Below are 22,775 nucleotides of genomic sequence, written 5' to 3' on the forward strand. Positions count from 1 at the left end.
AAAAGCGACAAAAATACTTGAGCTTTAAAGGCAAGCAAGGTAAGGTAATTGGGCAATAATTTAGTAACAATACAGCGTTTTTAATCGTTATTGGCAGCACTGCCAATCATTGGAGAGTAATATATGATGCGAATTATCTTGCTAGGACCCCCAGGTGCGGGCAAAGGCACCCAAGCTCAGTTTATCTCACAAGCGTTTGACATTCCGCAAATCTCAACCGGCGACATGCTTCGCGCGGCGATTAAAGAGGGCAGCGAGCTTGGTCGTCAAGCAGAAGGCATCATGAATTCAGGTGGTTTGGTGTCCGATGATTTAATCATCAATTTGGTTAAAGAGCGCATTGCTAAGCCTGATTGCGCCAATGGCTGTATTTTTGACGGCTTTCCGCGCACCATTCCGCAAGCTCAAGCGTTAAGTGACGCCGGCGTTACCATCAATAACGTCATTGAAATCAGCGTTCCTGATGACGACATCGTAAGCCGTTTATCAGGTCGCCGTCAGCATCCAGGATCAGGACGCGTTTACCATATTGCTCACAACCCACCAAAGGTTGATGGCATTGATGACGTCACCGGTGAAGCGCTGATTCAGCGCGACGATGATAAAGAAGACACCATTCGTGAGCGCTTAGCGACCTATCAAAAGCAAACCTCAGCCCTCGTTGGCTTTTATCAAGACCAAGCAAAAGCGGGCGTAAATGCGCCAAAATATGACAAGTTTGACGGCACTCAGCCCATTCAAGACGTCAAAGATCAAATTTTAGCGGCGTTAAAAGGCTAAGTTGAAAATCTAAGTGATTTTCAGTTGCCATAAAAAAACCCTGACATCAATTCAGGGTTTTTATTTTTGCCGCTTTAGCTTTGAGCTATGCTACGTAATTAAGCATTGCCTTGAGCATCAACTTGAGCTTGCTGTTGGCTTTGCGCGTAAGCTTGATCAAAGTTGACAGGGGCAAGCAGCAATTGTGGGAAGCTGCCACGAGTCACGATATCGCTGATGACTTCACGAGCATAAGGGAATAAGACGTTCGGGCAGTACGCGCCTAGGATTTGACCAAGCTGATCTTCTGGAATATTTTTCAATAAGAAAATACCAGCTTGATGAACTTCAGCGATAAATGCTGCTTCTTCTGCATTATTTGCATTTACGCTTACCGTTAAGACCACTTGAAAATGGTCATCATCAAGTTTTTCAGCGGAGCTTGATAAATTAATATCAAGTTCAGGGTTCCACTCTTTAGTAAATACTTCAGCCCCAGGAACTTCAAGCGACATGTCTTTGACATAAATGCGCTCAAGGGCGAGTTGTGGTTGGGCTTGATCTTCGCTCATAGTTATACCTTAAAATTGATCGTCTTTAAAATTAATATTGCCTCAAAAAATGCAATTAAAATAATAGCAAAATGCTTAGCCTGCAAGCATCTCATCAAGTTTGCCTTGTTGGTTGAGCTTATTTAATTCGTCAAAGCCACCAACAAAGGTTTCACCAACAAAAATTTGCGGAACGGTACGGTAGTTATTGGTCTTTTGCATCAACGCTCGGCGCTCATCCATGCTCAAATCATGCATGCCGATCTCTTCGTAGTCAACGCCTTTAGACGATAGCAGTTGTTTGGCATTTGAGCAATAGGGGCAAATTGGCGTGGTATAAACTTTTACAGAAACGCTCATGGCAGATCCTTTTTTATTAGCCTAAGTAAATTTATTTTAAAATATTAAAATATTAATTCTCATTTTTAATGGGGAATATCAGCATCAATTTCAAGCTAAAAACAATGATTTTTTGACATTTTCAAACTGCAAAAAAATAAGCAAAAAAAAGACACTGTTAATCGTGCCTTTTTAGTTCAAATCTATTTTATTAATAAACTACTTATGAAGCGTTGGCTTGGATTTTTTTACTGTTTGCGCGTTTTTAATGCCAACTAAGGGCATTCCTGCTGCTTGCCAAGCGCCAACGCCGCCATCTAAGCGATATACATTGTCTTTGCCGATCAGCTGAACGGCGGCGCCTGCTTGAACGCCCATATCACAAATGATGATAATGGGTGATTCAATCGCGCGAACTTCATCCAAGCGGTTGGCAAGCTCAGTAAAGGGAATATTGCGGCTGCCTTGGATAAATCCGGTATCAAATTTCTTTTTAGGTCGGATGTCGATCAGCTGGGCGTTTTGTGAGTTAACCATCATGCCAAGGGCGTTTGGGGAAATTTTTTTGCCACTGCGTTTGTTTTCAAGGGTGAAAAACAGCACCGCCAATACGGCTAAAATACCAAATAAAAACGGGTGGTTTCCCATAAATTCAAGGGCGCGATCCAAAGCATTTCTCCAAAATTTTAAGCCAACTTGACAAGGCAGCTATTATACCGATAAGGCGAACCTTAGTAAAATGATAAGCCCAGATTAATGACGGATTTAATTGATGATAAATTAGTACGGCTTGGTGTCGGCTTCCTCTTGCAACGTCACTAAGTTTTGAACGCGGCGCTCAAGAACGCGACAATCAGCAACCGCTTCCCAAAGCGCGCAGCCTTTGCTGTTTTGGGTGTGGCGGCAATCACGAAAGCGGCAGTCTTTTGCCAGTGGCGCAAGCTCGATAAATCCTGAAATGATGTCCTCAGGGGTCAAATGCCAAATGCCATACTCGCGGATGCCGGGGGTGTCAACAATGCCGCCTTGGGTTAAATCTTGCGGGTCAAAAGGCAACAGTCGGCTTGTGGTTGTGGTATGTTGCCCCAATTGCGAGTTTTCCGAAATAACATTCACGCTTTGCGCGGACTCAGGGAGCAGCGCGTTAATCAGGCTGCTTTTACCAACGCCTGATTGACCGGCAAAGATGACCAATTTTTTATCAATATACTGCTTTAAATCATCCAAGCCGCGAGCAGTTTCGTTATTCGGGTCATCTTTTGCAATATTTTCTGGGCAATCAACTGAGGTTAACACACTGTCATAGCCCAGTTTGGCGTAGTCGGTAAGCAAGGTTGCCGTTTCCTCATTAGGCTCATTGGCAAGTAAATCCGATTTGTTCAAAACCAACAGCGGTCTGACGCCAGCGTGATGACAAACGACCAAATAGCGGTCAATGAGCGTGGGAGCCGCCGCAGGCAAGGGCGCAAAGACAATCGCTAAAATATCGATATTTGCCGCAACGGGTTTTAATTTATGGTAGCGGTCGGGGCGCTGAATGAGCGACACGCGCGGCTGCATGGCTTCAATACGCCCAAAGCCGGTATTTGGGTCGGCAGCCCAACGAACGTTATCGCCAGTTGCGAGCATCGGCAAATTAGTTCGAGCGTGACAGCGCCAAATGTCATTCATCGCAATTGGCTGCCAAAACGGCTCAGGGTCGCCTTCATCTATGACAGGCGGCTCGGGCATGACTGCAGGAAGGCTGGTCACTTGAACCTCAAGCTGCTTACCATAATGCGCCATCACCACGCCATCCATCAAGCTGTCATCAAAGCTGTCTTGGCTGGATTTTTGCTGCTTTTCAATTCGGCGGATCTGCTGATGGGTCAGTTTTCGTTGCCGGATGAGTGCCATAATTGCGCCTTGTGCAAAAAAGAAATCGATTAGCGCTAAGTGTAGCGTGAAAATTTGCTAACATACAGCCTAAAGCGGCATCGGTGGGCTAGGATTTTGTCCTATTTTTGCAAAAATTGCGGTTAAAATGATTAAGCTGCCGAGCGTCGCCCCCTTTTATCCCAAGGATTTGATATGACCAGTGAGCATCCCAATAAGATTAAGATTAAACATCAAGGCAAAAAAGGCTTGGTTTGGATTGACCTTGAAATGACCGGTCTTGATACGCTCTCTGACGAGATTATTGAGATTGCCACCATCGTCACCGATGAGGATTTGAACATTTTGGCAGAAGGACCGGTATTTGCGATCAAAGTTTCTGACCAAATATTAAACGGCATGGATGATTGGAATACCAAGCAGCATGGTCAATCCGGACTTATTGATCGGGTTCGCCGAAGCACCGTAACTTTGGCTCAAGCTGAAGCTGAAACCATTAAATTTTTAAATAAATGGGTCGATAGCGGCAAATCCCCCATGTGCGGCAATTCCATTTGCCAAGACCGGCGCTTTTTAGCGCGGCAAATGCCCGAGCTTGAGCGCTTTTTTCACTATCGCAACTTGGATGTGTCGTCGATTAAAGAGCTTTGCTTTCGCTGGCGACCGGATATTTTGCAAAACTTTGAAAAAAACGGCAGCCATTTAGCGCTTGATGATATCCGCGACTCCATCCGCGAGTTAAAACACTACCGCGAGCATTTTTTTAAACTGATTGCTTAGTAATTTTTCCCTTGAATTGAGCTTTAAAAAAGCTAAACGCGGGCGCAAAATTTAACCAATCGAAAGTTTTCAGTTGAATCGGTTTCAATATTGTTTTCGGTAATAACCACGCCAATCACCGCTTTAACTTTGGGCTTTCTGGACTCGCCATCAATCAAGCGCCAATCACCAAGCACAAATCGCGATTGGTGCTCATTGATTTGATGCTGCTGCGGTCGGTGCGTGTGACCGTGAATTAACGCTTTTGCGCCTTGAAGGGATTTAGCAACCGCGTTTTCGTTGACATCCATGATATAGTTGGCTTTGACCGCATTGTCTTGCTGACTTTTTTGACGCAAATTATCCGCAATCGTAAGGCGTTTTTTAAGCGGTTTTTTGAGCAAATACCACTGGGTGAGCGGATTTCGGATAATTTTACGAAACCATTGGTATTTTTTATCGTCGGTACAAAGGGCGTCGCCGTGCTCTAAGATAAAGGTTTGATCGTTAATAGTGATGGTGAACGGTTCAAAAATTAGCGTTCCGTCAAACAAATCGCAAAACTTTTGCCCGAGTAAAAAATCACGGTTGCCATGCATCACCAAAATATCGCAGCCGTTTTGCTTAAGCGCTGTTAGCTTTTTAATGAGCGGGGTCAGCCAATGGGCTTTTTTCTCAAGCGCGTTTAAGCTTAAATAAGCATCATCACCCAGCCAAACTTCAAACCAATCGCCTAAGATAAATAAGCGTTCAAGCTTTGGTAAGGCAATACAATCGTCAATCAGCATCAAAAAAGCCTGCACTAAGGCAGGCTCATCCATGGATAAATGTAAATCGCTGATTAGCACCTGCCGAACCTCGTGCGGTTGGGTAGTGATTAAATGATCAAAATCTGGCATAACAAGCGGTTCCACAAATTTCCACGAATTGCCATTTTACAATGCTGGCTTGTCATAAACCAAGCTTGCAAAATGGCGATTTGGTGCAATGATAAGCTAATGCTTTAAATCAACTTATTTAAAGGTGTTATTCAGAAACAATCGTTGCTCTGGTAATAACCACCGGCGTTTTTGGTACGTCAGCGTGCATGCCAAAGCGACCTGTTGGAACGCCTTTAATTTGGTTGACCACGTCCATGCCTTTAACGACTTTACCAAACACGGTGTAGCCCCAGCCTTGCATATTTTTGCCGCTGTGGTTTAAAAAATCGTTGTCTTTCACGTTAATAAAAAACTGGCTGGTGGCTGAATGCGGGTCTTGAGTCCGCGCCATGGCGATAGTTCCGGCGTCATTTTTAAGACCGTTGTCGGCTTCGTTTTCAATCGGCTTATTCGTGCCTTTTTCATTCATGCTGGCGTCCATACCGCCGCCTTGAATCATAAAGCCGTCAATGACGCGATGAAAAATTGTGCCATCGTAATGACCAGATTTCACATAGTTTAAAAAGTTTTCAACAGTTTTTGGCGCCTCGCGCTCGTTAAGTTCGATGACGATTTCACCCATTGTGGTGTCAAGTTCGACCATTGGCATATCGACCATTAGAATTGTCCTTTTTTGATTATTGAGCTGAGCCGATTTGAGCGCTCAAGCAGTAAAGAGAGGGTGCTTGTCGTGGCTTTAAGCTTTTATAGGAAGCTTGCACGAAAAGATGAAGCTAGTCTAACGACTTTTTTGTCGTCTGTCATGTATCAGGCTGTTAATAGGTCACGAAAAGCTGCTAGAATAAAGCCATTTTGTTGATTTTTAATTTATTTAAATTTACTGGTTGACTGCGCCTTTAGACCAACAGGCGTAAGCGTTGACGTAGGAGTCAAATTCATGAGTGATCACTCAAACCCTGAACATAAAAACGATTTTATTCGCAATATTATTCGCAACGACATCAAAGACCAAAAATATGACCAGATCGTTACCCGATTTCCACCGGAGCCAAACGGCTATTTGCATTTAGGTCATGTCAAATCCATTTGTTTAAACTTTGGCATTGCTGACGAGTTTGGCGGCATTTGCCATTTGCGCTATGACGACACCAACCCAACAGCGGAAAAACAAGACTATATCGATAACATTAAAAAAGACGTTCGCTGGCTTGGTTTTGAGTGGGCAGGGGAAGCACGTCACGCCTCAAGCTACTTTGAGCAGCTTTATGACTGGGCGCTAAAGCTCATTGAAAATGGCGATGCTTATGTCGATTTGCAGTCGCCTGAACAAATTAAGCTCAATCGCGGTTCGTTTAAAGAAGCCGGCGTGCCGTCACCGCAGCGTGATAGCAGTGTCAGCGTGAACCTTGAGCGCTTTTTGGCGATGAAAAATGGCGAATTTGGCGAAGGTGAGGCGGTGCTTCGTGCCAAAATCGACATGAATGATGCCAACATGAACTTGCGCGACCCGATTATTTATCGCGTGATGCACCAAAGTCACCACCAAACTGGCGATAAATGGTGCATTTATCCGATGTATGACTTTGCGCATCCGTTATCGGACGCGATTGAAGGGATTACCCACTCGATTTGTACCCTTGAGTTTGAAGACCATCGACCGTTTTATGATTGGGTCGTGGATAAAATTGGCTTTGATCAGCCGCCGCACCAGTATGAGTTTTCGCGCTTAAATGTGGATCATACTTTGACCAGTAAGCGCAAGCTTAAGCAATTGGTTGATGAGGGTATCGTGAGCGGTTGGAATGACCCACGCATGCCAACGATTGCTGGCATGCGTCGCCGAGGCTATACCCCAGAAGGGCTTCGTGATTTTTGTGACCGCGTGGGCGTTGCCAAAGCAGACGGCGTTGTTGATATGCGCTTGCTTGAATTTAGCATCCGTCAATCACTTGAGAACATTACCGCTCGCGGAATGGCAGTTTTAAAGCCGCTTAAAGTGACCATTACCAATTTTGATGAGGCGGTAAAAGATTGGGAAAGCTTAAAGTCGGATAGCGTGAACGCGCGCTTTGATAACGATAATAACGCGCTTTGGCTAAGCCAACCTAAGCATCCAAACGTTGATTTGGGAATGCGCGAGATTCCCTTTACCCAAACGATTTTTATCGACCAAAGCGATTATGAAATTGAGCCACCTGCGGGCTATAAGCGCTTATCGCCCACCAATCCTGAGATTCGCCTTCGCAACAGCTACGTCATTAACATCACGGAACATGTCCTTGATGATGACGGCAACGTGGTCGAGCTTAAAGCCATAATCGACCCCAAAACTTTAGGAAATAATCCTGAAGGTCGCAAAGTTAAAGGCGTGATTCATTGGGTTTCTGAAAGTTTGGGCGTTCCTGCAACCGTTCGCTTGTATGAGCAGCTATTTAATGTGGCTGACCCAAGCAGCGTGAGCGATGTTCACGATGCGCTCAATCCCAATTCTTTGACGGTTTTGGACGCTGTTGTTGAGCCATCGCTTGCCAACACCTTGCCTGAATCGCGATTTCAATTTGAGCGAGAAGGCTATTTTATCAGTGATGAGTTTGAGCACAGCGCGGAAAAACCGGTCTTTAACCAAATCGTAAGCCTTCGCGACACTTATAAACCCGCTTAAAGCTTTGCGTTATTAAATTAAACTTTTAGCAAATAAAAGCCCAATTTTAGAAAAATAGAATCGGGCTTTTTTAATGAAAAAAGTTGATGATTTAATCCAGCGATTTTGGCAGTTTCACGATTTGGTAGTCATAAATGATACAGCGATTTTCGCAAGTGGTTTGATCGTCAGCAGGTTGTAGTTGCGCGAGCGATTGCCAATTTTTGCCATCTTTAGATTGGATGACAGTTCCTGCGACAGTTGCCAAAAAATAATCGGACGTCGGCGATAATTTTTGAATATAAGACCAGCGAGTGTCGTCTTTTGTCGTTTTATGAATTGACCACAAGTTATCATGATAATAATAAAGATGGTCATCTGTTTGTAAAAGCAGATGCTCGGCATTATGTTGCAAATTACGCGGGCCTGGACTTAATAAGTTTTCAGAAGATAAATTTTCCCAGTGCTTCAAATCCTTTGTCGCATAAAGCGCCATCGCATCGCCTGTTAAAATGTAACTGCCCTTAAAATAATCAGCATTATAAAAAGCAGGAATCAACTTTAATTGCTGCTCGTGCCAACGCTTGCCATCGCGGCTACTGACCACAATGCCATTTTGACCTGTCACGATAAAGCCGCCATTTAAGTTTCGGATAGCGGTAAACGGCGCTCGCGCTTTTGAGTAAAGCGTTTGCCAATGTTTGCCATCTTGACTTCGAAGGACAATCCCCAAAGTCGTATTTGGCGGCACGCTTTCACCAACGACATAAAACCAGCCGTCAGCAAAAATCATAGCTCTGCCCCAAGCCGGAATCCGTTCAGGCAATGGCGACCAATGGCGACCATCGTTAGAAATATAAGGCTGATCGCCGACTTCAGGTAGGACTTTTGGTGAGGTTGTTGGTCGAACTAAAGATATGAATATCCCATTGCCTTGAGCGACCAAATTGCCCGGTGCCTTGGGCATGATCTGCCAAATGACGCCTGTAGGTTGGCTATCAATCGTGATTTTATCAGCTACATTTAACGTATTTTTGCGAATGGGGGTAATGGCATCGGCATTTTGGTGCTGATTTTTTAATGCTACGGCTTGAGTGGTACAACCAAGCAGCGCCGTGCTCAAAGTCAAGGCGAGAAATAAGCCTATCGATGTTGTTTTACGCATTTCATTGATCCTTTCATTGATCCTTCAAAATTAAGCGCTCATCTTTTAGTTGATATTTTTTTAAATTTTTTATTGTAAAACTTGAAGTAATGGGCGTAAAATTCGCAAAATAAACAGACGATTATGGATCGCTTTGATAATGGGCGGTTACAACACATGTCAATCCTCTTTTCCTTTCAGTTTTTGGTAAACAAGCTTTAGCATTGTTTAAATGTTGATAATCGTTTCTTTATAATCCTAAGTAAACTCATTTTTGCTTATTGCTGTTCTTGGCATGAAGTACTTATCTTTTTAAACCTATCATAGGTTGTAATTATGGCTGCAGTGGCAAGTGCCCAGTGTGGATATGGCGCTGACCGTCAGTGGTTGGCAAAGCTTAGTTTGACGCTGGTTCCCACGTTGTCGGACAACAAAACGCACTTAAAAGGACTGTCGTTTTTAGGACCGCTTCGTATTCAGCGCCCCTTTTATCCTGAAGGCGGTGTTTGTCATCTTTATATTTTGCATCCTCCAGGCGGTTTGGTGTCAGGCGACAAGCTGCTGATTGATGCCGATTGCAAGGCAAACAGCCGAACGCTTTTGACGACGCCCTCGGCAGGAAAAATTTACGGTCGCGATAGCGATGGGGTGGCGCAAGTTCAATCGGTGGCGCTCAAGCTTGCAGCCCACGCTAATTGTGAGTGGCTGCCCCAAGAGACGATCATTTTTGACAATGCCAATGCCAAGCTTGATACCAAAATTTACATCGATTCAAGCGCGCGCTTTATCGGTTGGGATTTGGTCTGTCTTGGGCGAGCGGCGTCAAATGCGGATTTTAATCGCGGTCAGTTGCAGCAGCGACTTCAGCTGTTTAAAGATGATCGCTTAATGGTTAATGAGCAGTTGCAATTAAGCGCGAGTAGTGAGCTTTATCGCAGCCGCGTGGGGTTTAATAATAGTCCTGTATTTGGAACACTGATGGCAACTGCGCCTGATCTTGATCAAGTCAGTCAAACGCTGATTGAGGCGCTGCGAGAAGCGCTTGATGCAAAAAGCTTTAGCATTACGATGCGCTTGAATGTGCTTTTGGTTCGTTATTTGGGATCGGATATGAATGCGTGCCGATCAGGAATGTGGCAAGCGTGGTCGATGATCCGACCGATGGTGTTGGGTCGCCCCGCTTGTATTCCACGGATTTGGCTGACGTAACTGGATTACGGATGTGTGGGTACGCCGCTTTGCCTACATTTGACGAAGCGGCAGAGGTTAAAGGTCTTTTAAGGATCAAAATTATGGAACTAAGTCCAAGAGAAAAAGACAAGCTACTGCTATTTACTGCAGGACTGGTCGCAGAGCGCCGATTGGCGCGAGGTCTAAAACTCAATTATCCTGAAACGGTGGCGTATTTGTCAGCGGCGATTCTTGAGGGTGCGCGCGATGGTCGAACGGTAGCAGAGCTGATGAGCGAAGGTCGCAATTGGTTGACGCGCGATCAGGTGATGGATGGCGTTGAAGCGTTGGTTCAAGAAGTTCAAGTGGAAGCTACATTTCCAGATGGCACCAAACTTGTCACGCTTCATAACCCGATTCAATAAGGATTTGCTCATGATACCAGGAGAAGTTCGCGTGGTTGCCGATTATATTGAGCTGAACTGCGACCGCGAAAAAAGAACCGTCATCGTTGCCAATACCGGTGATCGCCCAATTCAGGTGGGATCGCATTATCATTTTGCTGAGGTCAATCCGGCGTTGCTTTTAGATCGCAATTTTGCGATGGGGTTTCGCTTAGACATCGCTGCAGGAACGGCAATTCGTTTTGAACCGGGTCAAAGCCGCGAGGTGACCTTGGTTGCGCTTGGCGGTCGCCGTCACGTTTTTGGCTTTCGCGGTGAGGTGATGGGCGCATTAGGAGATCAGCATGACTAGAATGTCACGAAGCGCTTATGCAGAAATGTTTGGTCCGACTACAGGCGATCAGTTGCGGTTGGCGGATACTGAGCTGTTTGTTCAAATTGAATTTGACCATACCATTTACGGTGATGAGGTCAGCTTTGGCGGCGGTAAAGTGATCCGCGATGGCATGGGTCAAAGCCAGCTTGGCGATGCAGATACGGTAGATACGATCATCACCAATGTGGTCATCATTGATCATTGGGGCATTGTTAAAGCCGATGTTGGCATCAATGGCGGTCGCATTGTGGCGATTGGCAAAGCGGGAAACCCCGATATTCAAGAAGGTGTGACCATTAATATTGGCGCTTGCACAGAAGTCATCGCAGGCGAGGGTAAAATTTTGACCGCAGGCGGGGTGGACACGCATATTCACTATATTTGCCCGCAGCAGGTTGAAGAGGCGCTTTGTTCAGGCGTTACCACGATGATTGGTGGCGGTACAGGACCTGCAACAGGAAGTAAAGCCACTACTTGTACGCCGGGGGCTTGGCACATCTCAAGAATGCTTGAAGCCACCGATGAGCTGCCAATGAACTTTGGCTTTTTGGGAAAAGGTAACGTCAGTCAACCAAAGCCTTTACGCGAGCAGTTAGAAGCCGGCGCAATTGGGCTTAAGCTTCATGAAGATTGGGGATCAACGCCTGCGGCAATTGATTGCTGCTTATCTGTTGCTGAAGCGTATGACGTTCAGATCGCCATTCATAGCGACACGTTAAATGAGTCTGGATTTGTTGATGATACTATCGGCGCGTTTAAAGGTCGCACCATTCATACCTACCATACCGAAGGCGCCGGTGGCGGTCATGCTCCTGATATCCTAAAGGCTTGTAGCATGCCAAACGTGCTGCCATCGTCAACCAATCCGACGCGACCTTATACCATCAATACCGTTGATGAGCATTTAGACATGCTCATGGTTTGCCACCATCTTGATCCCAATATCCCTGAAGATGTGGCGTTTGCTGATTCGCGAATCCGTAAAGAAACCATTGCTGCTGAAGATATCTTGCAAGATTTGGGCGTCATTTCCATGATGTCATCTGACAGCCAAGCGATGGGTCGCGTGGGCGAGGTGGTCTGCCGAACGTGGCAAACTGCCGATAAAATGCACAAACAGCGCGGGCTGCTTGCTGAAGATCGCGATCTTGGCTGTGATAACTTTCGGGTGAAGCGCTACATTGCAAAATATACCATCAACCCGGCTATTGCTCATGGCGTCTCTCACGAAATCGGCTCAATTGAAGTCGGAAAGCTTGCCGACTTGGTGCTTTGGGATCCGGCATTTTTTGGGATCAAACCGGCGCTGATTTTAAAAGGTGGCATGATTGCTTATGCGCCGATGGGAGATATCAACGGCTCAATTCCAACGCCGCAGCCGGTTCATTATCGCCCGATGTTTGGCGCTCAAGCTCGCGGCGCCGCCGCAACCAGCATCACTTTTGTGTCGCAAGCTGCCATGGATCGCGATATCAAATCTAAGCTTAAACTCACGCGCCAACTTTGCGCTTGTGTTAATACGCGCAAGATTCAAAAGCAGGACATGATTCATAATGGCGCAACGCCGGATATCAGCGTTGACCCGCAAACTTATGAAGTGCGCTGCGATGGTGAGCTACTGGTGTGCGAGCCTGCCGATGTTTTGCCGCTTGCCCAGCTTTATATGTTGTTTTAAAGGAGTGCTTACCATGCTAAAAATAACGCAAGGTTTAGGAAAGACCGATCAAAACGCGGATGACAGCTTAACTTTAAGCTTTGAGCAGCGCCAAAAAGGTCGATTTAAAGCCCTAAGTGATAAGGGGCTTGAGGTCGGCGTGTTTTTAGAGCGCGGTCATGTGTTGGCAGATGGCGAGCGCTTGCAAGCAGAAGACGGTCGCATTTTTCAAGTGATTGCGAAGCCTGAAGCGGTCGTGACTGCCAAAGCGCAGGATTGGCAAAGCTTTTCCCGAGCTTGCTATCATTTAGGAAATCGCCACGTCACTTTGGAGCTTGGCGATCGTTGGCTGCGCTTTTGGCCAGATCATGTCCTTGAGGAGTTGGCAACGCTTTTGGGGCTTAGTTTATCGTATGAAGCCGCCCCATTTCATCCTGAATCGGGCGCTTATCAAAACTTAGGTCATAGCCACAGTCATGGTGACGATGCGCCAAGCCACAGCCATCACCACCATCATGATCATCACAGTCATCATCATGACCACTGATCGCACTGATGTTTTGGATACAAGTTTGGCAGATGCTGAGCAGCTGCTTACCTTGATGCACTTGGCAAGTCCTGCGCTGCCTATCGGCGCGTTTGCTTACTCAAGCGGTCTTGAGTCTGCCATTGAGCTTGGCTGGGTGAGTGATGAAGCATCGCTTGAGCGCTGGCTTTGCGGCATGATGGTGAGCCTAAGCCACCTTGATATTCCGGTATTGCTGCGATTGTCCGAGGCAAGGCGTCATCAAGATTGGGAAGCTCAGCAGTATTGGAGCGATTATCTTCGCGCCAGCCGCGAGACGTTTGAGCTTTTATTTGAAGATGAGCAGCAAGCAAAAGCCTTGGTGCGATTATTAAGAGATCAGCATGTCGATGTGGCAAGCCTGCCAAGTGATCCGGCGTTTTTAGTTGTCTATGCTTTTGCCGCCGAGCAGTGGGGACTTAGTGCCTCGTGGTCGGCGCTTGGCTACCTTTGGAGCTGGCTTGAGAATCAGCTTACGGTTGCCAGCAAAACGCTGCCGCTTGGTCAAACTGCCGCTCAGCGCTTGTTACTGAGGTTAAAACCTGAGCTTAGCGAGTTTGCGCTTCATGCCAAAACCTTGACCGATGATGAGTTAGGAATGAGCTTGCCAGGGCAGGTTCACGCCAGCTGTTTGCATGAGTCGCAATATTCGCGACTGTTTCGCAGCTAACTTATTTATCTTAACCTTTTAAGCCATGTTTGGAGTTTTTATGACAACACAATGTTTACGAGTCGGCGTTGGTGGTCCTGTGGGATCAGGAAAAACCGCATTATTGCGCCAGTTGTGCTTAGCCCTTCGCGATCATTACGACTTGGCGGTGGTGACCAACGACATTTATACCAAAGAAGATGCTGAGTTTTTATTGCGTCATGAAGCGCTTGATGACAGCCGAATCATGGGCGTTGAAACAGGCGGCTGCCCACATACTGCCATTCGCGAAGATGCGTCAATGAATCTTGCTGCCATTGACACCTTGCAAGAGCGTCATCCCAAGCTTGAATTGGTACTCGTTGAAAGCGGCGGCGACAATTTATCTGCCACTTTTAGCCCTGAATTGTCCGATTTGACCCTTTATGTAATCGACGTTTGCGCCGGTGACAAAATCCCGCGAAAAGGCGGTCCTGGCATCACCAAGTCCGATTTATTAATTATCAATAAAACCGATTTGGCGCCGATGGTGAACGCCTCGCTTGAAGTGATGGATCGTGATGCCAAACGCATGCGCGGCGAGCGACCTTTTGTCTTTACCAACTTGGTTCGTGGTGATGGCGTGGCTGAAATCATCAATTTTATCCAACGTGAAGGTATGCTCGCGCCGCTTCCTGAGGATTTTAGCGTTCCGGTAAAGGCGTAATGATTGCTTTTAAAACTACTTTTATGATCTGCTTTAGGACACTTTTATGATAAGTTCTCGCCGTTTTTCTTTGATTGCCGCCCTTATGCTACTGCCATCTTTTGCTTTTGCCCATCCAGGTCACGATACCTCCGGCATGATGGCAGGGCTCATGCATCCGCTGCTGGGCTGGGATCACCTACTTGCGATGGTTGCCGTTGGTATGCTTGCAGTCATGGGTCGCCAAAAAGTCGCTTGGCAACTTCCTGTAGCTTTTGTGAGCTTTATGCTTATTGGGGGACTTATGGGTATTAACGGTATTGCGATCCCTGCGGTTGAAAGCGGTATTTTATTGTCGCTTATTGCTCTTGGTGGCTTGCTGATCTTTGGTCGCATCAATAGGAACGCTTATGTTCCAGTACTGAGCGCTTGCTGTGCATTATTTGGCGTTTTACATGGCAATGCTCACGGTCTTGAATTGCCTGCCAATGCCCAAGCTATCAGCTACATTTCAGGGTTTACAATGGCAACGATTGCGCTACATTTAGCAGGCTGCGCTGTCGCGGCAGTTTGCGCCAATAAAGGTCAGGAAATGACACTTAAAGTCAGCGGCGTTGTCATTGCGGCAGCTGGATTGTTTGGTATGTTAAGTGTGATTTAGCATATTTAAAAAGAGTTATTAAAAAAAGCTATTAAAAAAAGCTATTAAAAATAGTTATTTAAAACCCAATATCAGCCCATAGCATTTTGTTGAGTGCTATGGGCTTAATTTATTGGATTTTTTAGCGCGTCCTCCACTCAAACGATCCTTTTTAAATAAGCTAAAAACAGCTAAATTTTACCAAACTGCGCTAACTATCCTGATATTACCGGCACTATTTTCCTTGTTTGGTGGCAATTTATCTCATTTTTATGATTGTTTTTAAAATGAGGAGTCGCTCTACTATCAAAATAAGAAAAAACTTATAATCTTTTTATTAAAACTCTCCTACATTCTCATTCCCTAAAACCAATTTAAATCCGCTTTGGATCAACGTCACTGACGGCTTGATAAATGGCTTTAGCCCTAAGTTTTAAATGTTTTAACGTCATAAGCTTACCTTAAGATTTGTTTGTTGTAATAGGCATAAGGCAGAGGATGCGACCGCTCATCCACTAGCTTTTAGCCGCTGATATCGCCAATAAACCAATGATTAAGGGAGCAAAACCATGAACCAAAATGACAATACTAAAAAAGACAATGTGACTTGGGATAACGCTTCAGCGCCTGAACCAAGCGCCCCTAAAACTAGACAGGTAAAAGTTTGGGACTTATTGGTACGAATTACCCACTGGACGGTTGCTGCAGGTATTATTGCCAATTTATTTTTCACTGAAGATGGCAGTGAGCTGCATGAATTTGTTGGCTATACCGTTTTAGGGCTTGTGGTCGTACGCTTACTTTGGGGATTGGTTGGCACGCGCTATGCTCGCTTTACCAGCTTTTTTCCCACACCATCACGGCTCAAGCAGCACCTTTTAGTGCTAAAAAATCGGCGCGAGGAGGATCGGCATCTTGGTCATAACCCATTGGCTGCCTTGATGATGTTATCATTATGGGCGGTGATCATAGGGCTTGGCGTCACCGGTTATTTGATGGAAGCAAATCTGCTTTTTGATAAGGATTTGCTTGAAGAGAGTCATGAAATATTGGCAAACAGCTTATATCTACTGGTTCCTGTTCATATCATCGCCGCGATTGTTATGAGTTATTGGCAACGGCAAAACCTGATTAAATCAATGATCACCGGCAAAAAAACGGTGATTGACAAACCCTCCATCATGAATTAGAGCAAAAAATGGAGTAAATATGGCACGTATCTTGTTGATAGAAGATGACAGCACTATTGCAGAGGGCATAGTGCTGGGCTTAAAAAGTCATGGCATGATGGTGGATTGGTTTGGTGATGCCAAGCAAGGTGAACTGGCGCTTCAAGACAACATGTTTGATGCGGTGCTGCTGGATTTAACCTTACCAAAAGGCGATGGCATGACGGTGCTAAAAAACTGGCGCTCAAAACACATCGATACCCCAGTATTGATTATCACTGCCCGCGATGCGATTGCCAATCGTGTGGCAGGGCTTAATGCGGGCGCAGATGACTATTTGGTGAAGCCGTTTGCCTTAGATGAGGTGGTTGCTCGCTTGCAAGCCTTGATGAGGCGCTGCCAAGGTCGCAGCCAATCTGAAGTGCGTTATGGCGATGTAAGCTATCAGCCTGATAACCAGCAGGTTTTTTATCAAGGCAATATGGTGGAGTTAACCATTAAAGAGGTGGCAATATTAGAGCAAATGCTGACCCATCCAAAGCAAATTCACAGCCGAGCAAGCTTGGAAGATAAGCTCTATGGCTGGCAACAAGATATCGAAAGCAACGCCATTGAAGTTCACATTCATCATTTGCGCAAAAAGCTTGGCAATGATTTTATCTTAACCAAACGTGGCATTGGCTACTACCTCAATCCAGCCTATAATCAGTATTAGGCAATCAGCTGCCTAATTTTAGCGTCTTTTGTTTGCTAGTGTGAGCCTATGAAAAGTATTCAGCAACGGTTATTAACTTCGCTACTGATGGGTCTGCCTTTACTGTGGCTTCTCACCTCAAGCTTTATTGCTTGGAGATTTTGGCACGAAATCAATGAGATAAATGACACCCAAATCACGCAAGTTGCCCGCTATTTGATCGGCGTTGCCCCCAAAGAAAATGACGATCATGAGCAAAATGACAATAAAAAAAATCACAAGCCTAAAATATATGCTTTAAAAAGCAAGCAGCTGTCAGGCGATCTTGGTGAGGCAGAAGACGATTATATGGGCTTTGCTATTTGGGATAACAAAGGTCGGCTATTAATGGCGGATGAAAATGGTCAGTCATTTGCTTTTTTGCCAGACCAGCATGGGTTTTTAGAAGAATATGATTCGGACTATCAGCGCCTAAATCCTTTTAGTAAGCGCTGGCGATTGTTTTATGTTCACGATGACCATAATAATAACGGTCGGGTAATTGCGGTGGGTCAGAACCTTAAATCGCGCCAAGAGATGATCACCGATGCCATGACCGTTCAAGTGCTGCCTATGTTGATTGGGCTTATGGCGTTTATGGGGTTGGTGGTTTGGTTGGTTCGGCGGGGCTTTAAGCCTTTAACTCAGATAAGCTTGGCGCTTAAGCTGCGTCAACCGCAAGATGACAGCCCGATCACAGCAGATGTTCCCAAAGAGATTCAGCCGTTAGTGACCGCTTTGAATGTCTTATTTGTCAAAGTGGCAGATACGCTGGCTCGTGAGCAGCGCTTTACAGCTGACGCGTCGCATGAGCTTAGAAGCCCACTTGCGGCATTAAAATTACAAGCGGATTTGTTGCAGCAGCAGCTAATGCAATTGACGGATATTGAAGATGATAACCAACTGTTTTATCATGCCCAAAAGATCAGCCATGGCATTGAACGTGCCACTCACTTGGTAGAGCAGCTGCTGGTTTTGGCAAAAATTGAGCCGCAACAACAGCTGCCCCCTGAGCAACTGCAGCGCGCAGATTGGCTTGAGCTTACCGATATTGTGCTAAGCGATGTCAACCGTTTGGCGCGTGAAAAACGCATTCAGCTTAAACGCACGGTAAATTGTGCCCATCCTGCCGATGTCCTGCCCATCCTTATCAATCCTGTATTATTTAAACTGCTTATCCGCAACCTGTTAGACAACGCCATTCGCTATTGCCCAGAAGGCGCTTTAATTGAACTTCAGCTTGGCACAAATGCCATTAAAGTGATGGATAATGGCAACGGCGTCAAGCCTGAACAGCTGTCACGCTTAAGCGAGCGCTTTTATCGTCCGGCCGGTCAAAGCCAGTTAGGTAGCGGTCTTGGACTATCCATCGCCAATCAAATCGCAGAGCTGCACGGTCTGACTTTACAGTTTGCTAATCGTGTTGCTCCAGAATCGGGTTTTATCGTAACGATCAGTGATAAAAAAGCGCCTGCTAAAAATTAAACGGCGCTGACTTAAGCTTGAGTTAATATTCATCTTGTATGCTAGTGGTATTCCCAATCATATAGACGGAGTACACTTTATGAGCTTACCTTTATTAAAACCCTTATTATTAACCGTTGGCGCAACTTCATTGGTGTTTTTTGGCGGCGTCATTGCCTTATCTGTTCAGTCGCCTAACGCTGATAGCAAGCTGTCAGCTGCAAATGCCTTAATTCAAAATACTGACATTGCCGCTTTATCCTCTGATTTATCATCCTTTGGCGAAACTACAAATAGCAACGTTACAAACCCTCTTACGCCGCCCGCCAAGACTTCACCGCTTGCCGTAATCAGCGCCAAGCAAGCAACCACGATCGCTCAGCAAGACGCTCCTTATTCCGTATTGCAAGCTCAACCTGAACTTGTCAATTATGACGGTACGGTGGCTTATGAGGTGCTGTTGGACAGTGGCACAACTTATATCGACGCCAGAGTCGGCACGGTATTAAATCCGGCGCTCGGCTATGACTATCGTGTGGATAACTTTGACAAGGATGACGATGACGACTACGAAGATGACGATAGGCATCACGATGAGGCGCATCATAAAAAACATAAGCACAAATCACATAATGAAAAACTCCATAAAAATAATGATCGCTACGAGCTATCAGCCGCATAATGAGGAAAAATACGATGACTCATCCCCAATCACAGTCCGCAAAAGCGCGTAAAAAAGCAGATCCTTTTGCCGCGATTAAAATCAGCATTATGATGATCTCAATTATCGGGACGATGGCAGGGTGGCTGGTACTGCTCAATCAAGAAAACCAAACGGCTGCTATAAGCACGGCAGTTTCTGATTCGACCAAAAACGCAGTCACCAAGGCGACCATCGTTGATGTTGATATCAATCAGTTGCGACAAGTCAACGCCGCGCCAGCTCAGGAAATACAAGTTGTCGCTCGTACGCGCTCTTCTCGGTAAATTAAGAAAAATTATCGATGATGTTAATTTAGATATTCTATAAAAAAAAGGGGTGCTCAATGACTACAAATACGATTGATCAAACCAAAGCGCAACTGGCAACGATTAAGCTGTTTGCGATGGGCTGCCACATTCAAATCAGCTTAAATACCAAAAGATTGAGCGCTCAATCTTTGTCAATAGATCAGCAAATTAATGTTTTGACACTCGATATTGAGCATCGCTTAGCGTATTGGGCGCAGATTTTTAGTCGTTTTGATGACCAAAGCGAGCTTATGAAACTTAATAGCCGTAATGACCAATGGGTTGAGGTCAGCTCAGAGTTATTTGAAGTCTTGCAGCGTGCCATTGACTTTGTGCCCAAGACCCAAGGCTTAGTGACACCGACGTTATTGCAGCCTTTATGGGCGGCAGGTTATAAGCATTCATTTGAAACTTTACCCAAATCGCCTGAGCTTGAGCTGATGAATCAATCACGCGTAAGCTTTGATTTAGATGACCCATCTGACTTGCAAAATGGAGCTGTAGCTCATGATTTTAATCTAGACCATCAATCTATAGAACGTATCCAGCGGCGTCAGTTGGCAGATGGTCAGTATCAAGTATACCTTCCTGAGGGAATGGCTTTAGATCTAAATGGCTATGTTAAAGGGTGGTGCGCCATGAAGCTTGCTGAGCGTATTAGTCAAAGTCATGATTGGCAATGCCCTTGCTTGGTGGATTTGGGCGGGGACATGGCGATTGGCATTCCAAAAAATACAGACCTTGTTACGTGGGGCGTGGCGGTTGCTAAGTCGTACTGTGTTCATAGTGAGCGCGGCAATGATGAAGATGTGGCGATCCTAAAAATCAGCTCTGGCGCTGTTGCTACATCGGGACAAGACTATCGCCGATGGTGGCACGAAGGCTGGCAACATCATTTAATCCATCCTCATGACCTGCGCCCAGTCACCAGTGATGTACTAACGGCAACGGTACTGGCAAGCGATACCATGACCGCAGAAGTTTATGCTAAATATTGTGTGCTCCTTGGTGTCAAGCAGGCAATAGCTTGGCTTAATAAGTTTGATATTGCTGCAATCTTGATCGACATCGACCACAAAGTGATAACGACATCTGCGATGCGCCCAAATCTGATTTCTGGTTAATTTACCATGTGACAAGTGCTTACTATCCAAAAATTAAGCGATGCAAAGGAGTTTAGTCATGCAAACGAACCAATTTACCAACCGTCAAATGACTTGCAACACCAGTATTCTCAATCAGGCGCTCTGGATCGGCTTAATATTAATCATTGCAAGCGGCATTGGCGGCTTTGCGCTGTTAACTTGGGGGGAGGCGGTATCTCAGCTACTGACCGCCACCGATAAGCATTTTTGGTATTTATCACGAGCAAGTGGCGTTATCGCTTATAGCTTATTTTGGTTGGCAGTCATTTTTGGCTTATTGTTAAGCACGCGATTAAGTAAGCGCTTTAATGCTGCGCGAGTATTTGCTTTACATCAATATTTAAGCTTGATAGCCGTGGGCTTTGCGGCGTTTCATGGCGGTATATTATTGGCAGATCACTTTTTAAATTTGAACTTATGGCAGATACTCATACCTTTTGGTTTCCAAAACAATCGCGTAGGTGTGGCTTTGGGTCAGTTAGGATTTTGGTTATTATTGATCTGCGCGGTTAGTTTTTATATTAAGAAGTATATTGGTCAATCTGCATGGCGCTGGCTACATTTTTTGACCTTTTTGGCTTATATGCTTATTAGCATCCATGTGTTTGTGGTGGGATCGGACACCCAAGCGCTGCCTTTATTGGTGTTTTATGCTGGTAGTCAGACGCTGGTTTTTTTATTGATGACTTATCGTTTAGTGGCGCTAAAAGAAGCAAAGTGACCGTTTTTATGAAATGGGGTGATATTATAGGCTAAACTGATGTATTAAATTTAGCGACCCATTGTTTGAGAGTATTTATGCCCCATTCTATTCATGACGAAGCTCATTTAAGTAACCGCAATCAGTGGTTAAGAGCCGCTGTGCTTGGCGCTAATGATGGGCTGATTTCAACCGCAAGTTTATTAGTCGGTGTGGCTGCGGCAAGTACAAGCAGTCAAACCTTGCTGTTAACGGGGCTTGCAGCATTAACCGCAGGCGCGTTATCGATGGCAGCTGGCGAGTATATTTCCGTATCGTCGCAAGCAGATACTGAAAAGGCAGATTTGGACAAAGAGCGGCATGAACTGACGCATAACTCAGAGCGCGAGCTTATTGAGCTTACCAAGATTTATGAAGCAAGGGGGCTAAATCACGCCTTGGCGCATCAAGTTGCTGTGGCGTTGACCGAGCATGATGCCCTTGAAGCTCATGCTCGAGATGAGATTGGGTTGACAGATTTAAGCCAAGCTAAGCCGATTCAAGCGTCTATGGCTTCAGGATTGTCATTCATGGCGGGCGCTATATTACCGATTGTTGGTATTTTACTTTTGCCATCAGCAACACTGGTTTGGTCGCTATCAGCGTTAACAATCGTAGGATTGGCGCTACTTGGAATAATATCGGCGCAGCTTGGCGGCGCTCCTATCCTTCCTGCGACGGCTCGGGTAGTGACTTGGGGCGTGCTGGCGATGGCTGCCACATCGTTGATTGGAAAAGCGTTTGGGGTAGCTGCATTGTAGGATTTTGATAAAACTTTGGTCACCAAGTGGTCACCGTTTAGTTACTAAGCCCGTAGTCACCGATTTTAAAGAAGTAAACTCACCGCAATCAAAGTTAGTTTTGATATTGAAAGAAGATTTAAATGGTTTAAACTGACAGCTTGAACAAAGAAAATAAAGGTATATAAGTCAGGGACTTGCTTAAATTAAAAGTACAAAAAAACCTCAAGCAAATGATTACTTGAGGTTGAAACTTTTGCACTTAATTAAAAGTAAACTAAGTTTTAAATATGGCGCAGCGGACGGGACTCGAACCCGCGACCCCCGGCGTGACAGGCCGGTATTCTAACCAACTGAACTACCGCTGCTTAGGTCGCTTAGCATTTTGTTCTAATAAGAACCCACTTGCTAATAAGTGGTGGGTGATGACGGGCTCGAACCGCCGACATTCTGCGTGTAAGGCAGACGCTCTACCAACTGAGCTAATCACCCTGAGCACCGTTAAAAAATTGCATGTCAACTTTAGGCGCGCAAGAGAAAAATTTTTAAATAAATTTTTCTGAAAGTAGTTAACCGTTCATTCAAACTTCAACTACTCAGCGAGAACCAATAAAGCCCGTCGCTGTGGGTGTGTATTATATACATTTGCTAAGGCGTGTCAAATATTATTTTACCTTTTTTT

General features: G+C 45.4%; 26 protein-coding genes and 2 tRNA genes. 19 read left to right on the plus strand and 9 right to left on the minus strand.

Translation table 11 applies throughout. The features are described 5' to 3' along the window. The first annotated feature begins 123 nt into the window (after positions 1–123). Entirely contained in the window at positions 124–780 is a 657-nt protein-coding gene (adk, locus tag HF322_RS09230; RefSeq protein WP_169393162.1) for an adenylate kinase, read from the plus strand. A 98-nt stretch (positions 781–878) separates the two neighbouring features. Here adk and secB read toward each other — a convergent pair whose 3' ends face one another. The 4 genes from secB to rsgA form a co-directional block, all read right to left on the minus strand. Further along, positions 879–1,331 carry a protein-export chaperone SecB gene (gene secB / locus HF322_RS09235; RefSeq protein ID WP_169393163.1) on the minus strand — a complete coding sequence of 151 codons (453 nt, stop codon included), beginning with the start codon at positions 1,329–1,331 and terminating at the stop codon, positions 879–881. Between the two features lie 75 nt (positions 1,332–1,406). Further along, positions 1,407–1,670 (minus strand): glutaredoxin 3, encoded by a 264-nt coding sequence (gene grxC / locus HF322_RS09240; protein ID WP_169393164.1) that lies wholly within the window; start codon positions 1,668–1,670, stop codon positions 1,407–1,409. A gap of 198 nt (positions 1,671–1,868) precedes the next feature. Beyond that, positions 1,869–2,318 carry a rhodanese-like domain-containing protein gene (locus HF322_RS09245; RefSeq protein WP_169393165.1) on the minus strand — a complete coding sequence of 150 codons (450 nt, stop codon included), beginning with the start codon at positions 2,316–2,318 and terminating at the stop codon, positions 1,869–1,871. 111 nt (positions 2,319–2,429) lie between these two features. Next, positions 2,430–3,545, minus strand: a complete 1,116-nt coding sequence (gene rsgA, locus HF322_RS09250) for a ribosome small subunit-dependent GTPase A (protein ID WP_169393166.1) — start codon at positions 3,543–3,545, stop codon at positions 2,430–2,432. Between the two features lie 174 nt (positions 3,546–3,719). Between rsgA and orn the strand changes: the two genes are divergently transcribed. Beyond that, positions 3,720–4,304: an oligoribonuclease gene (gene orn / locus HF322_RS09255; RefSeq protein WP_169393167.1), complete on the plus strand. Its 585-nt coding sequence runs from the start codon at positions 3,720–3,722 to the stop codon at positions 4,302–4,304. 32 nt (positions 4,305–4,336) lie between these two features. Here orn and HF322_RS09260 read toward each other — a convergent pair whose 3' ends face one another. Both HF322_RS09260 and HF322_RS09265 read right to left on the minus strand, forming a co-directional pair. Next, complete coding sequence (locus tag HF322_RS09260) at positions 4,337–5,182, minus strand: UDP-2,3-diacylglucosamine diphosphatase (protein ID WP_169393168.1); 846 nt, start codon at positions 5,180–5,182, stop codon at positions 4,337–4,339. A 127-nt stretch (positions 5,183–5,309) separates the two neighbouring features. Next, positions 5,310–5,822: a peptidylprolyl isomerase gene (locus HF322_RS09265; protein WP_169393169.1), complete on the minus strand. Its 513-nt coding sequence runs from the start codon at positions 5,820–5,822 to the stop codon at positions 5,310–5,312. Between the two features lie 279 nt (positions 5,823–6,101). On the opposite strand from HF322_RS09265, the gene HF322_RS09270 reads away from it, so the two are divergent. Continuing rightward, entirely contained in the window at positions 6,102–7,826 is a 1,725-nt protein-coding gene (locus HF322_RS09270) for a glutamine--tRNA ligase/YqeY domain fusion protein (protein WP_169393170.1), read from the plus strand. A 91-nt stretch (positions 7,827–7,917) separates the two neighbouring features. Here the strand turns inward: HF322_RS09270 and HF322_RS09275 are convergent, their stop codons facing one another. Continuing rightward, positions 7,918–8,970 carry a hypothetical protein gene (locus HF322_RS09275; protein WP_169393171.1) on the minus strand — a complete coding sequence of 351 codons (1,053 nt, stop codon included), beginning with the start codon at positions 8,968–8,970 and terminating at the stop codon, positions 7,918–7,920. Positions 8,971–9,285: 315 nt separating this feature from the next. On the opposite strand from HF322_RS09275, the gene HF322_RS09280 reads away from it, so the two are divergent. The 16 genes from HF322_RS09280 (at position 9,286) to HF322_RS09355 (ending at position 22,114) form a co-directional block, all read left to right on the plus strand. After that, positions 9,286–10,158 (plus strand): urease accessory protein UreD, encoded by an 873-nt coding sequence (locus HF322_RS09280; RefSeq protein WP_169393172.1) that lies wholly within the window; start codon positions 9,286–9,288, stop codon positions 10,156–10,158. Positions 10,159–10,241: 83 nt separating this feature from the next. Next, complete coding sequence (locus HF322_RS09285) at positions 10,242–10,544, plus strand: urease subunit gamma (protein WP_169393173.1); 303 nt, start codon at positions 10,242–10,244, stop codon at positions 10,542–10,544. Positions 10,545–10,554: 10 nt separating this feature from the next. Beyond that, positions 10,555–10,875, plus strand: a complete 321-nt coding sequence (locus HF322_RS09290; RefSeq protein WP_169393174.1) for an urease subunit beta — start codon at positions 10,555–10,557, stop codon at positions 10,873–10,875. Continuing rightward, complete coding sequence (ureC, locus tag HF322_RS09295; protein WP_169393175.1) at positions 10,868–12,574, plus strand: urease subunit alpha; 1,707 nt, start codon at positions 10,868–10,870, stop codon at positions 12,572–12,574. The genes HF322_RS09290 and ureC overlap by 8 nt, the downstream gene beginning before the upstream one ends. Before the next feature lie 13 nt (positions 12,575–12,587). After that, positions 12,588–13,100, plus strand: a complete 513-nt coding sequence (gene ureE, locus HF322_RS09300) for an urease accessory protein UreE (protein ID WP_169393176.1) — start codon at positions 12,588–12,590, stop codon at positions 13,098–13,100. After that, a complete protein-coding gene (locus tag HF322_RS09305; RefSeq protein ID WP_219848211.1) occupies positions 13,039–13,788 on the plus strand; it encodes an urease accessory protein UreF in 750 nt (249 codons plus the stop codon). The genes ureE and HF322_RS09305 overlap by 62 nt, the downstream gene beginning before the upstream one ends. Before the next feature lie 40 nt (positions 13,789–13,828). Further along, positions 13,829–14,473, plus strand: a complete 645-nt coding sequence (gene ureG / locus HF322_RS09310; RefSeq protein ID WP_169393177.1) for an urease accessory protein UreG — start codon at positions 13,829–13,831, stop codon at positions 14,471–14,473. A 46-nt stretch (positions 14,474–14,519) separates the two neighbouring features. Next, positions 14,520–15,113, plus strand: coding sequence for a HupE/UreJ family protein (locus HF322_RS09315; RefSeq protein WP_169393178.1), 594 nt, complete (start codon positions 14,520–14,522; stop codon positions 15,111–15,113). Between the two features lie 548 nt (positions 15,114–15,661). After that, on the plus strand, positions 15,662–16,282 hold the full coding sequence (locus HF322_RS09320; protein ID WP_169393179.1) for a cytochrome b/b6 domain-containing protein: 621 nt from the start codon (positions 15,662–15,664) through the stop codon (positions 16,280–16,282). A 19-nt stretch (positions 16,283–16,301) separates the two neighbouring features. Continuing rightward, a complete protein-coding gene (locus HF322_RS09325) occupies positions 16,302–16,976 on the plus strand; it encodes a response regulator (protein WP_169393180.1) in 675 nt (224 codons plus the stop codon). A gap of 48 nt (positions 16,977–17,024) precedes the next feature. Beyond that, on the plus strand, positions 17,025–18,479 hold the full coding sequence (locus HF322_RS09330) for an ATP-binding protein (RefSeq protein ID WP_169393181.1): 1,455 nt from the start codon (positions 17,025–17,027) through the stop codon (positions 18,477–18,479). Between the two features lie 79 nt (positions 18,480–18,558). Beyond that, entirely contained in the window at positions 18,559–19,140 is a 582-nt protein-coding gene (locus HF322_RS09335; protein WP_223193251.1) for a PepSY domain-containing protein, read from the plus strand. A gap of 14 nt (positions 19,141–19,154) precedes the next feature. Beyond that, on the plus strand, positions 19,155–19,445 hold the full coding sequence (locus HF322_RS09340) for a hypothetical protein (protein ID WP_169393182.1): 291 nt from the start codon (positions 19,155–19,157) through the stop codon (positions 19,443–19,445). Positions 19,446–19,504: 59 nt separating this feature from the next. Beyond that, the gene (locus HF322_RS09345) at positions 19,505–20,593 is read left to right on the plus strand and encodes an FAD:protein FMN transferase (RefSeq protein ID WP_169393183.1); all 1,089 of its coding nucleotides are present in this window, start codon (positions 19,505–19,507) and stop codon (positions 20,591–20,593) included. A 58-nt stretch (positions 20,594–20,651) separates the two neighbouring features. Further along, positions 20,652–21,335: a ferric reductase-like protein gene (locus HF322_RS09350; protein ID WP_169393184.1), complete on the plus strand. Its 684-nt coding sequence runs from the start codon at positions 20,652–20,654 to the stop codon at positions 21,333–21,335. Between the two features lie 77 nt (positions 21,336–21,412). Beyond that, positions 21,413–22,114 (plus strand): VIT family protein, encoded by a 702-nt coding sequence (locus HF322_RS09355; RefSeq protein WP_169393185.1) that lies wholly within the window; start codon positions 21,413–21,415, stop codon positions 22,112–22,114. 270 nt (positions 22,115–22,384) lie between these two features. Here HF322_RS09355 and HF322_RS09360 read toward each other — a convergent pair. Together HF322_RS09360 and HF322_RS09365 are read right to left on the minus strand one after the other, a co-directional pair. After that, a tRNA-Asp gene (locus HF322_RS09360) sits at positions 22,385–22,461 on the minus strand. Positions 22,462–22,509: 48 nt separating this feature from the next. Next, positions 22,510–22,585, minus strand: a tRNA-Val gene (locus HF322_RS09365). Positions 22,586–22,775 lie beyond the last annotated feature (190 nt).

It is taken from the genome of Psychrobacter sp. MF31, assembly GCF_012847335.1.
Lineage (GTDB): Bacteria > Pseudomonadota > Gammaproteobacteria > Pseudomonadales > Moraxellaceae > Psychrobacter.